The organism is Methylibium sp. (assembly GCF_965279545.1).
In the GTDB taxonomy this organism is placed as follows: Bacteria; Pseudomonadota; Gammaproteobacteria; order Burkholderiales; family Burkholderiaceae_C; genus Methylibium.
In genome coordinates this window covers 876,682-891,246 of record NZ_OZ257250.1, presented here as the reverse complement: position 1 = coordinate 891,246, position 14,565 = coordinate 876,682, and the positions used below count along the sequence as shown (strand labels likewise).

The following is a 14,565-nucleotide window of genomic DNA, read 5'->3' as shown; positions in this document are numbered from 1 at the left end:
GGCTGCAGCCGATCCGGCGCTGCCGGTGCCGTGCGCGGCAGCGGCAACCGCTGTCACGCCGGCGGGCCGGCGGCGGCTCCTCGAGTCTCGTCGGCGGCACGGCCGAGCCAGGCGCCAGCCAGCGCATCGATCGAAGCCGCTCGTCCGGTGTCGACCTGCAAGGCCTGGCAGCGCTCGGCCGCGCTGAGGTCTTCACGAAGCGTCGACAAGCGCTCCAGAACGGCCACGTCCGCTTCCGAAGCGTCGTCGCCGCGCTGTTCGCGCGCCTGGATGCGCCCGCGCATGACATCGAAGTCGGCCTCGCAGTCGAGCAGCAGGAAGGGCACCCCGAGTTGACCGGCCAGCTCGACGAAGCGAGCCCGCTCGCTGCGACGCAGGCATGCCGCATCGATGATGGTCGGATAGCCGGCCCGCAGTGCGTCCTGGGCGGCATGCGCCAGGCGGGCGTAGGTCCGCGCCGTCGCGGCCTCGCCGTAGACGTACCGCGCCGCCCGGCCGCGCGAGCTTTCCAGCGGTGCCAGGCCGAACAGGCGCTTGCGTTCGACGTCCGCGCGCACGCGGATCGCGCCCACCCGCTCGAGCAGCCGCTGCGACAGGAAGGACTTGCCCGAACCGGGCAGGCCGTGCGTGACCAGTAGCCGCGGATCGCGCTGCGTCGCGAGCCGCCGTGCCAGCGCAAAGTAGTCCGGTGCCGGCTGTCCCGACGCCGCGGCCCCGCCGCCCTGCCGGCGGCGCAACAGGCCGACCTGCGCCCGGACGAGCGCGCGGTACACGAGGTAGAAGCGCAGCACCGGCAGACCGGCATAGTCGCCGGTGTGCTCCAGATAGGCGTTCAGGAAATGGAACGCGAGATCACGCCGACCGTGGGCCAGCAGGTCCATCACGAGGAAGGCGATGTCGGCGAGCACGTCGATGCAGCGCAAGGTCTCGTCGAACTCGAGGCAATCGAAGGCCGTGACCTCGTCGCCGAGGACGACGACATTGGCCAGGTGCAGGTCGCCGTGACATTCGCGCACGCGGCCTCTGGCCTGGCGTTCGGCCCACAGCGGCGCCAGCATGACGGCCTGCGCTTCGAGCCAGCGACGCAGGCGCCCGCAGCCCGTGGCAAGAGCGCTCTGCCCGATGCCGTCCAGCGCGCCCAGTGCAGCGCGAGTGACCGTGGTTGCCGCACCGTGGGACGCGCCCGCTTCGACCACCCTGGCCTCGTCGTGGAACACGGCCAGGCGCTGCGCGAGCCGGTCGAGCTGCGCCGGCTCCAGCGTGCCGGCGACGAGCCGTTCGCTCAGCAGCGCCCCGGGTGGAAAGCGGTGCATGCAGACCGCGTACTCCTGCACTGGCCCTTCGCCCACCAGGCGGGGTGCTTCAGCAGTCCCTCGGATTTCGACCACGCCGATGTACAGCGACGGCGCGAGCCGCAGGTTCAGACGCAACTCGTCCTCACAGCCCTGCCGGCGCGCCTCGAGGCTCGTGAAGTCGACGAAGCCGAATCGCACCGGCTTCTTGATCTTGTAGGCGTGGCGCTCCGTCAGCAGCACCCACGAGATGTGCGTCTCGATCAACTCCACGGCAGCGCCTTCGTCGGTCGCGAGCCGGCGACGCAGCGCCTGGGCGAGATCATCGCCTGGTGATGGATGAAGCGAGCTCAAGGTGGCGTCCAGTCGGAGCATCTTGCCCTCGGCGGCGGTTCACCCCCTTGATGCGCGTCAACCGGTCGTGCGGGCCAGCGGCGCGCGGGCCAAAGCGCAGCGACCCCAAGGTCGAGTCGTGCGCCGAGCGCGCGGCGGCATGGCCTGCCGCCGCGCGCGAGTTCCATCAGAACCGGTAGCCGATACCGATACCGAACAGCACCGGGTCGAGCTTGACAGTCGACAGCCGCGTCCCTGCGCCGTCCTTCACGTCCGATTCGATCCACACCTTCTTCAGGTCGACGTTCAGGTACCAGGGCCCGCCCAGCTTGACGTCGACACCCGCCTGCAAGGCAGCGCCGACGCTGGACTTGTCGAGGTACAGCGGCGTGACACCCGGCACCGAGAGCCTCACGTGCGAAATCCGCGTGTAGTTGATGCCGGCACCGACATACGGGCGGATGCCGCCGTCCGGCAGGAAGTGGTATTGAAGCAGGAGCGTCGGCGGCAAAGCGCGGAAAGATCCGGCATCGAAGGCGCCGATGGCGCTGTCTTTCACCCTCACGTCCAGCCGTGTGTAGGCGAGCACCAGTTCGGTCGCCAGGTTCTTGGACAGGAAGTAGGTGATGTCGAGCTCGGGCACCCACCTGCGGTTGACCTCGATCGCATCGGCCGGCACGGCAAGCGCCGCAATCGGATCGGACTTGTGGGTCGGGTCGATGAGCAGGGCGCGCGCGCGGATCATCAGCGGGCCCTCTTGCGCGTGCAGCCCCGCGCTGGCGAGCAGGCATCCCGCGGCCAGGGCCACATGCCCCATTTTTTTGGTCAGTTTCACGGTTCTCGTCTCCTCTTGTTCCACCGTTGCAAAGACCGCGGGTCGGTGGATCTCCCGCGGCAGGGATCAGGGGCATGCGGCCCGGCGGTGCCCCGGACACGGCCACGTGCTCCACGACGGCACCCGCTGCCGGGCCCGTTTGCCGCCATGCCGCCGCTTCGCGCCGCGGCTTGGGCTGCACAAGGCGCACAAGACGTGCCAGCGTCCGTCGGCGGGGCGAAGTGCATTCGACGCCGTGCCCGCACAATGAAAATCAAGGGCTTAGGCGGATGCGCCGCAGGTGACGATGCCCGTGACGCGGCCTGCCGGCCTGCAAGCTCGCCATGCTCCGCCGCGGCCTGAGCGCATACCGCGCTTGCAGTCGGAGCCGTCAGCTCAACAGAGGCCGTGTGCTGTCCACCGATGAAACCATGCGGGCCCTTGCGCAGTCGAAGCTGGCGATGTGTGCCGACGAGATGAAGCCTGTCATTCGAAGGAGACAACCATGCGACCCTGCGTCACCCGGCACCGGCTTGCCCTCGCAGCCTGCCTGCTCGCGCTGCCGAGCGTGCTGCGGGCGTTGCCGGCTTCGGCGCTGGCCGTGACGGTCGGCGAAGCGGCCCCCGCCTTCGCACTGAAGGACACGCACGGCAAGACCGTGAAGCTGTCCGACTTCAAGGGCCGGCACGTGGTGCTGGAATGGACCAATCCGGGGTGCCCCTTCGTCCAGAAGCACTACAGCTCGCGGAACATGCAGGACCTGCAGAAGGAATACACCGGCAAGGATGTCGTGTGGCTGACCATCAGCTCCACCGCCAAGGACACGAGCGACTACCTGGAGCCCTCGGCGCTGCACGACAAGTACAAGCGCTGGGGCAGCGCCGCGACGGCCCTGTTGCTGGACGACTCGGGCAGCGTCGGCAAGGCCTACTCGGCCAGGACCACACCTCACCTGTACGTAATCAACCCCGCCGGCGCGCTGATCTACGCCGGAGGCATCGACGACAGGCGTTCGGCCGATCCGGCCGACGTGAAAAGCGCGAACAACTTCGTCAAGGCGGCGCTGGCCGAATCGCTTGCCGGCAAGACCGTGACGACCGGCACCGCCACGCCCTACGGCTGCAGCGTCAGGTACGCCCGCTGAACGTCGTCTGCTGCCGATGGGACGGATCTGACGCCCGACCACCGGGCTTCGAAGCGCAGAAGGGCCGCCCCGCGCGCCCCTTCCTCGACCCCCTCGGGAAGCGGACCTGGCTGGCCGAGTCCCGGGGTGCTCAGAGCTTGAAGGGCCTTTGCCGCAGGAAGGCTGCGGCAGGTCCGAGCACGAACAGGTTCGGTGTCTGGCTCGCCGGCATGCGCGCCTTGATCTGCGCATGGAAGCTGGCGTAGTTGCCCTCGAACTTGCCCTGGTTCCACACCATCAGCAGGCGCTCGGTGAAAGCGCCGTTGTGCTCGCCGTCGAGCGAAGTCTGGTTGTCCTGGCAGCCCGAGACGAGGATCACCGCCGCCTTGAGCTGGGCGGCCAGCGCCGTCAAGCGCGGGCTGACCGCCAGCTGGGCCAGCGCGGCGTCCGGGTCGGCCGGCCTGCCGCCATCGGCACGCGCCACGTCCCGCTGCAGCTTGTCGTAGAAGGCCTGGTGGTCGCGGTAGGTCCGCATCGCCACCGCGGGCGGCATCATGCGCGACTTCGCCGGCGCGGCAGCCCCTGGCGGCGGTGGCGCGGCACGCGTCACCGTGCCGCTGTGGCAGCTGTCGGACAGCACCAGCACGCGCACGCCCTTGGCGAAGCGGCCGAGTTCGGCATACAGCTCGTCGTCGATCAGCTGACCGTCGTAGAGGCACCAGGTCTCGTCCTGCTTGTCGCTCTCTTCACCGGTCACGTCGGGGACCTGCCCGCCGTGGCCCGAGTAGCTCAGAAAGAACAGGTCACCGCTCTTGAGCGACTTGGCCGCCGCCCGGATGCTTGCCAGCACCGCGGCGCGCGTGGCCTTCTTCGTCAGCAGCACGGTGGGCTTGAGCCCCTGCCCGCGTGCCAGCGCCGCCATGTCGTTGGCGTCGAATTCGCAGGCGCTGAGTTCGCCCGTCCAGCCGCCGTAGTGGGCGCCGCTGACGAGGTTGAGCCCCGTGTGCAGCGACAGTCCTTTCGCCTTGCTTGCCTTCGTGACCATGGTCTTGTCTCCTCTGCGCCGTGTCTGCGCGATGGCGCCCCGACGTGGCTGCATCGTAGGCAGTTGCCCGCCGCAACAGCACACCTAGCTTGACGGATGGGCTGCGGCGCCAGGCAAGCGGGCGCCGACGGGAGCGAGGCGTCCTAGGCCCGCAGCGGCTCCTGCCACCAGGCCCCGTGCCATTGCCGCAGCAAGGCCAGGTCGATGCGCGCGGCACGGGCCCCGCGCAGGCGCGGTGACGGTGCGGCCGGTTGATCGAGATCGTCGCAGACGGCGAGCGCGCCCTCGAAGGAGTGGCTCGCGAAGTTCAGGCTGCGCGTGACCAGCGTCGCGATGCCGGCGGCGCATGCCGCTGCCAGGCCGTTGGGCGAATCCTCGATCGCCAGCACTTCATCGGCATCGAGCTGCAGCGCGTCGAGACAGCGCAGGTAGACCTGCGGGTCGGGTTTCCTTGCCGGCGCATCCTCGCCGCACACCGCGGCCGCGAACTGCGTGTGCCAGGCAGCGCCGAGCCGGGCGCTCAGCAGCGCGTCGAGGTTCACGCGCGAGGTGGTGGTCGTGATCGCGAGCTGCACGCCCTGCGCCGCCGCCTCGCGCATCAGGCGCTGCACGCCCGGGCGCAGCGCAATGCCGCCGCGCTCGACGATCTGCCCGTAGCGGCGGTTCTTCTCGGCGTGCAATGCAGTGACGAGCCGCTCGCGTTCGGCCGGGCTCGCCGGGGCATCGGGCTGCGTCGCCATGTCGTGCAGCAGGCGCTCGCGCCCGCCGGTCACGCGCAGCAGCTCGGCGTAGCGCTCGACGCTCCAGCGCCACGGCAGGCCGTGGGCTTCGAAGGCTTCGTTGAACGCGACGCGGTGTCCGTCGCGCTCGGTCTCGGCGAGGGTGCCATCCACGTCCCACAGCAGTGCGGCCAGCATCAGCGTCTCCCGGTGTCAGCGCTCATCATGCCTGCAGCAGGCCCAGCGCATCCACCTCGTCGGCGATGGCCGGCAGGTTCTGGAACAGCTGGTCTGGATGCGACTCCTCGATCGGCACGCCGGCGTTGTAGCCGTGCGGCACCGCCCAGGCCCGCACACCGGCATTGCGCGCGCTCTCGATGTCGATCGAGGAGTCGCCCACATGCGCGGCGTGGTTCGCACTGACCCCCTGGTGACGCAGCACATGCGCGATCACGCCCGTGTGCGGCTTCTTGACCGGCAGCGTGTCGCCGCCGATCAGCATGCTGAAAAAACCGTCGAGCCCCGTTGCCGCCAGCACGCGCTCGGCGTGGCGCTGCTCCTTGTTGGTGACGCACACCAGCCGCACCCCCAGATCGCGCAAGCGCTCCAGCGTCGAGACGCACCCCGGATAGGGCTGACCGAAGCGACCGGCCGTCTCGGCGTAGTGGTGCTCGAAGCGCTCGAGCACCGCGTCGGGCCGCACCCGCTCGGCCAGCGCCGGCTCTTCGAGCATCACGCGCGCCAGCAGCTTGAGCATCAGCTCGCGCGTGCCGCGACCGATCAGCCTGGTGATCTCGGCCTGTGGCCGGCGCGCGATGCCGAGATCGTCGAAGGCACGGTGCACGGCCTCGGCAATCTCGCCGGCAGTATCGACCAGCGTGCCGTCGAGGTCGAAGCTCACGAGGCGTATCTTCATGTTTGTCCTTTGCCGGTCGATCGGTCATCGTCACTGGAGCTGGGCACGGCGGATCTCCATCAGGCGCAGGATCATCGGGGTGAGGATCAGTTGCATCGCGAGGTCCATCTTGCCGCCCGGCACCACGATGGTATTCGCACGGCTCATGAAGGAGTTGTCGATCATCGACAGCAGGTAGGGAAAGTCGATGCCGCGCGGGCTCTTGAAGCGGATCACCGTCAGGCTCTCGCCGGCCGTGGGGATGTCGCGCGCGATGAAGGGGTTCGAGGTGTCGACCACCGGCACGCGCTGGAAGTTGATGTCGGTCTCGCCGAACTGCGGCACGATGTAGTGCACGTAGTCGTGCATGCGGCGCAGGATCACGTCGGACACCGCCTCCTTGGAGTAGCCGCGGTCCTTGGTGTCGCGGTGGATCTTCTGGATCCACTCGAGGTTGATGATCGGCACCACGCCGATCTTCAGGTCGGCGTGCCGCACCAGGTCGATGGTGTCGGTCTTCACGCAGCCGTGCAGGCCTTCGTAGAACAGCAGGTCGGTGTCGGCCGGTGTCTCGAACCACGGCGTGAAGCTGCCGGGCTCCTGCGTGTAGGGCTCGGCCTCCTCGTGGCTGTGCAGGTAGTAGCGCGACTTGCAGCGGCCGCCCTGCCCGTAGGCGCGGAACTGCTGCTCGAGCAGCGCCCACTCGTTCGTGTCGGGCCCGAAATGGCTGACGGAGTGACCTTCGCGGTCGCCCTGGGCGATGCGCTCCTTCATCTCCACGCGCGAGAAGCGGTGGAAGGCATCGCCCTCGATCACCGCCGGGCGGATGCCTTCGCGCCGGAAGATGTTTTCGAACACGCGCTTGACAGTGGTCGTGCCGGCACCGCTGGAGCCGGTCACCACGATGACGGGATGTTTGCGACTCATGATCAGGCCTGCGGTTGGATGAACAGCGAGCGCGTCTTGAACAACTGCCAGGACACGTTGGCGCTCGGGTCCTCGTGGTAGGACACGATGCGCTCCACCTCTTCGCGCGAGCCCAGGATCACCGACACCTTGTGGTGCAGCGCATCGGGCACCAGATCGAGCAGCGGACAGGTGCCGCTGGAAGCGGCGGCCCCGGCCTGCTCCATCAGCCAGGCCATCGGCGCGGCTTCGTGCAACAGGCTCAGTCGGCCGGGCTTGAACGGCTCCTTGTTGTCGCGCGGATACAGGAAAACGCCACCGCGCGTGAAGATGCGGTGGGTCTCCGCCACCAGGCTTGCCACCCAGCGCATGTTGAAGTCACGCCCGCGCGGCCCGCTCTGCCCGGCCAGGCACTCCGCCACGTAGCGCTGCACCGGCTTTTCCCAGAAGCGCTGGTTGGAGGCATTGATCGCGAACTCGGTGGTCGCCGTGGGCACCTGCACGTGCTGGCGCGTCAGCAGCCAGCGGCCCGCCTCGCAGCGGTCGTCCGGGTCGAGGGTGAACAGGTGCACGCCCTGCGCCAGGCTCAGCACCAGCACGGTCGACGGACCGTAGATCGCGTAGCCGGCCGCGACCTGCCGGCGCCCCGGCTGCATGAAGGCCGCGGCGCTGGCCGGCGTGCCGCGGAACAGGTGGGGCAGCACCGAGAAGATGCTGCCGACCGAGATGTTGGACTCGACGTTCGACGCGCCGCCCAGCGGATCGAACACCACGAGGTAGGCGCCGCCGCTGCCGTGCTCCGGCGAGACCGTCACATCGGCTTGCCTTGCACTCGCCCAGCCGGCCACATGGGCGCAGCCCGAGAGCGCCGCTGCCATGCAGGCATCGGCGTGCACGTCGAGCGGCTGCTGCGCCGCGCTCGGGGAGCCGGTTGTGCCGGCGCCACGGTGCAGACCGGCGAGCGCACCGCGCGCCGAGGCGCGCCCGATCTGCGCGCAGGCCGCCGCGACGTGCCAGATCACATCCGCCAGTGCGCACGGATGGGACGAGAGCCATTGCTCGAGGTCGATGGGGTCCATGGGCGCTCTCCTGTGCTGTCTTGTGTTCGGTCGGGTCAGCCCTGCTGGAACAGCCGGCTGCCGCGGATGTCGTCGGCGCTCAGCGTCGTCAGGTCCTCGCGGCTCAGCGCCCGGTCGCGGTCGGCGAACAGGCGGCTGGCCTGCCGCAGGCGCGCCCGGTCGAGCGCATTGCGCACCGAGCGGGCGTTGGCGAAATGCGGCTGCACGAGCCGCAGCGCGAGGTAGTCGCCGAAGGCGGCGCGGGCATCGGCCCCGGACGCAGTGCCGAACCGGTAGTTCTGCTGCTGCAGCATCAGGTCGGCGATGACCAGCAGTTCGTCCTGCGAGTAGTCCGGGAAATCGAGGTGGTGTGCAATGCGCGAACTCATGCCGGGGTTGGACTTGAAGAAGGTGTCCATGCGGTCCTTGTAGCCGGCGAGGATCACGACCAGGTCGTCGCGCTGGTTCTCCATCACCTGCAGCAGGATCTCGATCGCCTCCTGGCCGTAGTCGCGCTCGTTCTCGGGGCGGTAGAGGTAGTAGGCCTCGTCGATGAACAGCACGCCGCCCATCGCCTTCTTGAGCACCTCCTTGGTCTTGGGCGCGGTGTGGCCGATGAACTGCCCGACGAGGTCGTCGCGCGTCACCGCGACCAGGTGGCCTTTGCGCACGTAGCCCAGACGGTGCAGGATTTCCGCCATGCGCATCGCCACCGTCGTCTTGCCGGTGCCGGGGTTGCCGGTGAAGCTCATGTGCAGCGACGGGCTCTGCGCCGCCAGGCCGAGCTTGAGACGCAGTTTGTCGATCACCAGCAGTGCGGCAATGTCGCGGATGCGCTGCTTGACCGGTTTGAGGCCGATGAGATCGCGGTCGAGCTCGTCGAGCACTGCCTCGACCTGGCTGTCGGCCAGCACCTCACCCACCGTCGTCGTGCCGGACGGCTGGGCCGCGCTCGCCGGCCCAGCGGCTGACGCGGACTCGGCCGCTCCGGGGATGGCGTGCAGCGGGTGACTCATCGCGGTCTCGTCGGTGTGCATGGGTCGCGTCGATTGACGCCGTGTTGGCCTCAAGATAAGTTCGTATTGGACTAAGGGGAATTCATATCTTCTTGGCTTTGAGTTCACATTTGACTTAATGAAGAACGTCACCTTCCGCCAGCTTCGGGTTTTCACCGAGGTCGCTCGACACCTCAGCTTCGCGCGTGCGGCCGAGGCGCTGCACCTCACGCCGCCGGCCGTGACGATGCAGGTCAAGGAACTCGAATCGCAGGTCGGCATGGCCTTGTTCGAGCGCAGCGGGCGTGGCGTGTCGCTCAGCACCGCCGGCGAGTACTACCTCGTCTACGCCAAGCGCCTGCTGGCCACGCTGAAGGATGCCGACGACGCGATGGCGCGCTTCCAGCGGCTGGAAACCGGCCTGCTGACGATCGGCATGGTGAGCACCGCCAAGTACTTCGTGCCGCGGCTGCTGGCGCGCTTTCGCGAGGAACATCCGGGCGTCGACGTGCGCCTGCAGGTCTCGCAGAACCGCGAGCAGTTGCTCGAATTGCTGCACGCCAACGAGTGCGACCTGGCCGTGATGGGCCGCCCGCCGAAGGAGCTGGCCACGCGCGCCGAGCCGTTCGCGGCGCACCCGCTGGTGTTCGTGGCGCCACCCGGCCACCCGCTACTGCGCGTCGGCCACCCGCCGCTGGAGGCGTTGGCGCCTTACCAGTTCATCGTGCGAGAGCCCGGTTCGGGCACGCGCAACGCGATGGAGTGGTTCTTTCACGAGCAGCGCTTCGAGCCGCGCATCAGCATGGAGATGTCGAGCAACGAGACCATCAAGCAGGCGGTGATGGCCGGCATGGGGCTGTCGTTCCTGTCGCTGCACACGATCGGGCTCGAGGTGAAGACGGGCCTGCTGCACCTGATCGATGTCGAGGGCACGCCCGTGATGCGCAGCTGGAACGTCGTGCACCTGCTGTCCAAGCTGCTGTCGCCATCGGCCGAGGCGTTTCGCTATTTCATCCTCGAGGAGGGCGAGGCCCACCTGGTGGCACACGACACGCCGCTGCTGTCGACGAACGCAGCTTGATATTTGTCCTGCAGTTTTGCAAAGGGCAGCCGCACTGGCACCATGCGGACCGACCGACAAGACCACGAGAGGAGACTGCCGTGCGGACACCGCCCCCGAGACCGATGCTGGCCGCCTGCGCGCTGGCAGCCAGCCTGAGCGGCAGCGGCGCGCTGGCCCAGGACACGGCCAGCCTGCAGCTGCGCAGCTGGGCAGCCACCTGCGCCAACTGCCACGGCACCGACGGCAAGTCGTCGGCCGCCGAGTCCGGCCTCACGCGCCTGGCGGGACTCGACAAGCGCTACATCGTCGAGCAGCTGACCGCCTTCCGCGAGGGCAAGCGCCCCGCAACGATCATGCAGCAGCTCGCCAAGGGCTACACGCCGGCGCAGCTCGACGCGATCGCCGGCTATTTCGCCGCGCAGCAGTGAGGAGACGGGCGTGCAAAGACGTGCATTGATCCAAGGCGCCGGCGCGACCGGCCTGCTGGCGCTGCTGGGCGGCTGCGCCAGTTCGCGCGTGCCCGAGTCGGCCAAGGTGGTCGTGGTCGGCGGCGGCTACGGCGGGGCCACCGCGGCCAAGTACGTGAGGCTGCTGTCCGACCACCGGATCGACGTGGTGCTGATCGAGCCCGGCGAGACCTTCATCTCCTGCCCGCTGAGCAACCTGGTGCTCGAAGGCGTGCGCGATCTGTCGTCGCTCGCCACGAGCTACGATGCGCTGCGCAGCAGGCACGGCGTCACGGTCGTGAAGGACTGCGTCTCGGCGGTCGACCCGGCGAAGAAGACCGTGACGCTGGCGCGCGGCGGCAGCATCCGCTACGACAAGCTGGTGCTCTCGCCGGGCGTCGAACTGCAGCTCGACACCGTCCCCGGGCTGAGCGAAGCCCACGCCTCGGGCCGCGTGCTGCAAGCATGGAAGGCAGGCCCGGAAACGGTGGCCCTGCGCAGGCAGCTCGAAGACTTGCCCGACGGCGGCGTCTACGCGCTGACGGTGCCCGAAGCCCCCTACCGCTGCCCGCCCGGCCCCTACGAGCGCGTGGCGCTGGTGGCGTCCTACTTCAAGAAGGCCAAGCCGAAGTCGAAGGTGCTGCTGTTCGACGCCAACCCGGACGTCACCTCCAAGGGCGCGCTGTTCAAGAAGGCCTGGAGCGAGCTCTATCCGGGCCTGATCGAGTACCGGCCGCAGCACAAGGTGGTCGGTGTCGAAGGCAACACCCTGAAGTTCGAGGTGCAGGAGAACTTCAAGGCCGATGTGCTGAACGTGCTGCCGCAGCAGCGCGCCGGGCAGATCGCCGTGCAGACCGGCCTCGCGAACTCGAACCGGCGCTGGGTCGGCGTCGACTACCTGAACTTCGAGTCGACCGCCGCGAAGGACATCCACGTGATCGGCGACGCGATCCAGCTTGCGGCGGGCATGCCGAAGTCGGGCCACATGGCCAACTCGCACGCCAAGGTGGCGGCGGCCGCGATCGTCTCCGAACTCGCCGGCCTGGCGCCGAATCCGCGACCGATGCTGACCAACACCTGCTACAGCTTCGTCGCGCCGGAGCTGGTGGTCCACGTCGCCAGCGTGCACGAGTACGTCGAGGCCGAGAGAACCTTCAAGACCGTGGCCGGCTCCGGGGGACTGTCGGGCGAACGCAATGCGCTCGAAGCGCAGTACGCGCTGGGCTGGGCGAAGAACATCTGGGCCGACACGCTGGGGTGAATGGCACCCCCGGCTGCGGACCTACCGCAGCCACCCCCCGAGGGGGTCTCGGCCGGCTTGGGGCGGCCCGGCGCTCGGCCGATGCGATTGGCACCCTCCGCCGGGGTCTCGCCGGGTTCCCCGCCTCAGGCGACGGTGACTTCGTCGCTGCGGCGCACGCCGTGGTTGTCGGCCCACGCGAGCGACACCTTGTCGCCCGTCTTGATGCCGCGCACGCCGAACTGCAGGAAGGGGTTCTTCGACACCGCGGTGCCCCACTGCGCGCTCAGCACCGGCTGTCCGTTGACGCGCGCCACCACCTCCTGGATGTGCCAGGCGGGAACGGTGCGCCCGCTGCCGTCCTTGCGCTGGCCGCTTTCCATCTCGTGCTTCATCAGCGAGCGCACCGTCGCACCGGCGGCCGTCGGCTGAACGCGGATCAGGGTCGGCTGGGCGGCCTGCTCGGGTTCCGATTCGGCTGCCGCGCCGCCGCAGCCACCGAGCGTGATCTTGACCTCCTGGCTCGCCATCAGCACACGGCCGTCCTTCATGACGGCGAGCACGAGGACGTTCGAGGTCTCCTGCATCTTCAGGCGCGTGGACAGGTTCGGCTCCAGCGCCTCGCCAGGCTCGAAGATCGCCGACAGCAGCGTCGGATTCCTCTCGACACCGAGCAGCAGGCGCCGCACGCCCGGCAGGCTGCAGCCCAGCGTCACCGGCACGACGCTGCCGTCCTCGAACAGTTCGGGCGCCTGCAGCAGCACGTCCTTGCTCGCCACCGGCGCTGCCAGTCCGAGCGCATCGAGCAGCTGCGGCACCGTCTTGGCGTCGAAGGCGATCCGCCGGAACGACGGCAGGTCGATGGCGTGTGCGAGCGGGGCGGCAGCCGCCAGGACACCGAAGAGCAGTTCGCGACGACGCAGCATGTTCGGCAATCTGGAAATCCCTGGACCGTGGTTCGGGAATGCTAAGGGAGGCGGCGTCGCCATGTTGGCGGGGGGTTCTCGCGGCGATACTCCCGTGCCATGCCGACCCGCCATCCCCATCCCCTGCGCACCGCGCTCTACAACGAAGTTCATGCCCGTCCTTATGAGCGCATGCAGGCGCCGCTCGCGGTGTCGCACCTGGCCTTCGTGTGCGACCCCGAGACCCAGGCGGCCGACCGCACGCACCTCGAGACGCTGTTGCGCGAACTGCACCTGCCGCTGCCGGCGCCCGAAGCCAACCACCTGAGCATCGACCTGCCGGGCTGCCGGCTGCGCTGGGAGCGCCATACCGAGTTCATCAGCTACACCGTGTGGCGCCCGCTGCGCGCCGAAGAAGCGCTGGACGCCCCACCGGCCTACCGCGCGCTCCCGGACGGCTGGCTGGCCGCCGTTCCCGGGGAGCTGATGGTCGCGAGCAACCTGCTGGTGTTGACGCCACCGGAGCGGCTGCGCGGGCAGACGCTGCGCAGCCTGGCCGATGTCTGGCTCGATGCCGATTCGCTGGTCGGCGCCACCATTGCCGATGGCGACCTGCAGGTCTTCAGCGATTTCCGCCTCCATCCCGACGGCTATGGCCGCTGGCTGGTCGGCGTCAGCAATCCGGCGATCACGCCGCGCCGGCTCGGCCGCAACGTGCAGCGCCTGCTCGAGATCGACACCTACCGCATGATGGCCCTGCTCGGCCTGCCGGTGGCACGCCAGGTGACGCGCCGACTCGACGAACTCGAACGCCAGCTCGCCGGTCTGGCCGACACCGGCCCTGACAACCACGCGATCGACGAAGCGCAGCTGCTGGATGCGCTGACGCGCCTGGCGCGCGAGGTCGAAGCGGCCTACGCGCGGCACCACAGCCGCTTTTCGGCCTCGTCGGCCTACTTCGATCTGGTGGAGCAGCGCATCGACGAGTTGCGCGAGACGCGCGTCGAAGGCCTGCAGACGGTGCGCGAGTTCGTGGACCGCCGGCTCAAACCCGCGGTGACCACCACCGCCTGGGCCGAGCGGCGGCTCGGCGCGTTGTCGGAGCGTGTCTCGCGCGCCAGCGAGTTGCTGCGCACGCGCGTCGAGACGCTGCAGCAGGAGCACGCCCGCGAGCTGCTCTCGACGATGAACGCGCGCCAGCACCTCCAGCTGCGGCTGCAGGCCGCCGTCGAAGGCCTGTCGGTCGCCGCGATCACCTACTACGGCGTCGGCTTGATCGGCTACCTCGCCAAGGGCGCGCATGCCGCGCACCTGCCGGTGCCGGTGGAACTGGTGGTGGCACTCGCGGTGCCGGTGATCGCATTGAGCGCCTGGCTCGGCATGCGCCGGCTGCGGCAACGCATCGAGGGGTAAGGAAGCCCCGGACGGCCCGGCGCTCGGCCCGAAGGCTGCGCGTCAGCGCCTGGCCTGGCGGTGGATGCGGATCGGCACTGCCGCCCCGGCCTTCGCTGCGACCGGCTTGGCATCACAGCCATCGCAGCCGCAGGCGTTCGGTGCGGCGGCGGCGCGGCCCAGGGCCGCCGCCACCGGCCCGCAACGCCCGAGCACCGGCCATCGCAACAGCCAGCCGGCCAGCGGGCGGCGCAGGGCCGAAGGCAGCAGCGTCCACCCGGCGTAGACCGCGCACAGCAGCACGAGCAGTCCGACGATCAGGGTCTGCATCAGCGTCTC

The 14,565-nt window shown here is 69.2% G+C and carries 15 protein-coding genes; 5 read left to right on the top strand and 10 right to left on the bottom strand.

The features are described 5' to 3' along the window. Positions 1–53 precede the first annotated feature (53 nt). Positions 54–1,646, bottom strand: a complete 1,593-nt coding sequence (locus ACQY9S_RS04200; RefSeq protein ID WP_428423309.1) for an AAA family ATPase — start codon at positions 1,644–1,646, stop codon at positions 54–56. A 166-nt stretch (positions 1,647–1,812) separates the two neighbouring features. After that, on the bottom strand, positions 1,813–2,442 hold the full coding sequence (locus ACQY9S_RS04195; protein WP_428425579.1) for an OmpW/AlkL family protein: 630 nt from the start codon (positions 2,440–2,442) through the stop codon (positions 1,813–1,815). Positions 2,443–2,944: 502 nt separating this feature from the next. Here ACQY9S_RS04195 and ACQY9S_RS04190 point away from each other — a divergent pair. Continuing rightward, positions 2,945–3,583 (top strand): thioredoxin family protein, encoded by a 639-nt coding sequence (locus ACQY9S_RS04190; protein ID WP_428423308.1) that lies wholly within the window; start codon positions 2,945–2,947, stop codon positions 3,581–3,583. Between the two features lie 130 nt (positions 3,584–3,713). On the opposite strand, the gene ACQY9S_RS04185 is transcribed toward ACQY9S_RS04190, so the two are convergent. The 6 genes from ACQY9S_RS04185 to cbbX all read right to left on the bottom strand — a co-directional run bounded on the left by ACQY9S_RS04185 (position 3,714) and on the right by cbbX (position 9,201). After that, positions 3,714–4,607, bottom strand: coding sequence for a caspase family protein (locus ACQY9S_RS04185; RefSeq protein ID WP_428423307.1), 894 nt, complete (start codon positions 4,605–4,607; stop codon positions 3,714–3,716). A 143-nt stretch (positions 4,608–4,750) separates the two neighbouring features. Further along, on the bottom strand, positions 4,751–5,524 hold the full coding sequence (locus ACQY9S_RS04180) for an HAD-IA family hydrolase (RefSeq protein ID WP_428423306.1): 774 nt from the start codon (positions 5,522–5,524) through the stop codon (positions 4,751–4,753). Positions 5,525–5,549: 25 nt separating this feature from the next. Then, the gene (locus ACQY9S_RS04175) at positions 5,550–6,242 is read right to left on the bottom strand and encodes an HAD-IA family hydrolase (RefSeq protein WP_428423305.1); all 693 of its coding nucleotides are present in this window, start codon (positions 6,240–6,242) and stop codon (positions 5,550–5,552) included. Between the two features lie 30 nt (positions 6,243–6,272). Then, entirely contained in the window at positions 6,273–7,148 is an 876-nt protein-coding gene (locus tag ACQY9S_RS04170; RefSeq protein WP_428423304.1) for a phosphoribulokinase, read from the bottom strand. Between the two features lie 2 nt (positions 7,149–7,150). Beyond that, positions 7,151–8,206 (bottom strand): class 1 fructose-bisphosphatase, encoded by a 1,056-nt coding sequence (locus ACQY9S_RS04165; RefSeq protein ID WP_428423303.1) that lies wholly within the window; start codon positions 8,204–8,206, stop codon positions 7,151–7,153. Positions 8,207–8,241: 35 nt separating this feature from the next. Further along, positions 8,242–9,201, bottom strand: coding sequence for a CbbX protein (gene cbbX, locus ACQY9S_RS04160; protein WP_428423302.1), 960 nt, complete (start codon positions 9,199–9,201; stop codon positions 8,242–8,244). 118 nt (positions 9,202–9,319) lie between these two features. On the opposite strand from cbbX, the gene ACQY9S_RS04155 reads away from it, so the two are divergent. The 3 genes from ACQY9S_RS04155 (at position 9,320) to ACQY9S_RS04145 (ending at position 11,950) form a co-directional block, all read left to right on the top strand. Then, entirely contained in the window at positions 9,320–10,261 is a 942-nt protein-coding gene (locus ACQY9S_RS04155; RefSeq protein WP_428423301.1) for a LysR family transcriptional regulator, read from the top strand. 80 nt (positions 10,262–10,341) lie between these two features. Continuing rightward, a complete protein-coding gene (locus tag ACQY9S_RS04150; RefSeq protein WP_428423300.1) occupies positions 10,342–10,671 on the top strand; it encodes a c-type cytochrome in 330 nt (109 codons plus the stop codon). Between the two features lie 10 nt (positions 10,672–10,681). Next, positions 10,682–11,950: an FCSD flavin-binding domain-containing protein gene (locus tag ACQY9S_RS04145; protein WP_428423299.1), complete on the top strand. Its 1,269-nt coding sequence runs from the start codon at positions 10,682–10,684 to the stop codon at positions 11,948–11,950. Positions 11,951–12,075: 125 nt separating this feature from the next. Here ACQY9S_RS04145 and soxZ read toward each other — a convergent pair whose 3' ends face one another. Then, the gene (gene soxZ, locus ACQY9S_RS04140) at positions 12,076–12,855 is read right to left on the bottom strand and encodes a thiosulfate oxidation carrier complex protein SoxZ (protein ID WP_428423298.1); all 780 of its coding nucleotides are present in this window, start codon (positions 12,853–12,855) and stop codon (positions 12,076–12,078) included. A 99-nt stretch (positions 12,856–12,954) separates the two neighbouring features. On the opposite strand from soxZ, the gene ACQY9S_RS04135 reads away from it, so the two are divergent. Next, the gene (locus ACQY9S_RS04135; protein WP_428423297.1) at positions 12,955–14,247 is read left to right on the top strand and encodes a DUF3422 family protein; all 1,293 of its coding nucleotides are present in this window, start codon (positions 12,955–12,957) and stop codon (positions 14,245–14,247) included. A 42-nt stretch (positions 14,248–14,289) separates the two neighbouring features. Here the strand turns inward: ACQY9S_RS04135 and ACQY9S_RS04130 are convergent, their stop codons facing one another. After that, the gene (locus ACQY9S_RS04130) at positions 14,290–14,556 is read right to left on the bottom strand and encodes a DUF6587 family protein (RefSeq protein ID WP_428423296.1); all 267 of its coding nucleotides are present in this window, start codon (positions 14,554–14,556) and stop codon (positions 14,290–14,292) included. Positions 14,557–14,565: the final 9 nt, after the last annotated feature.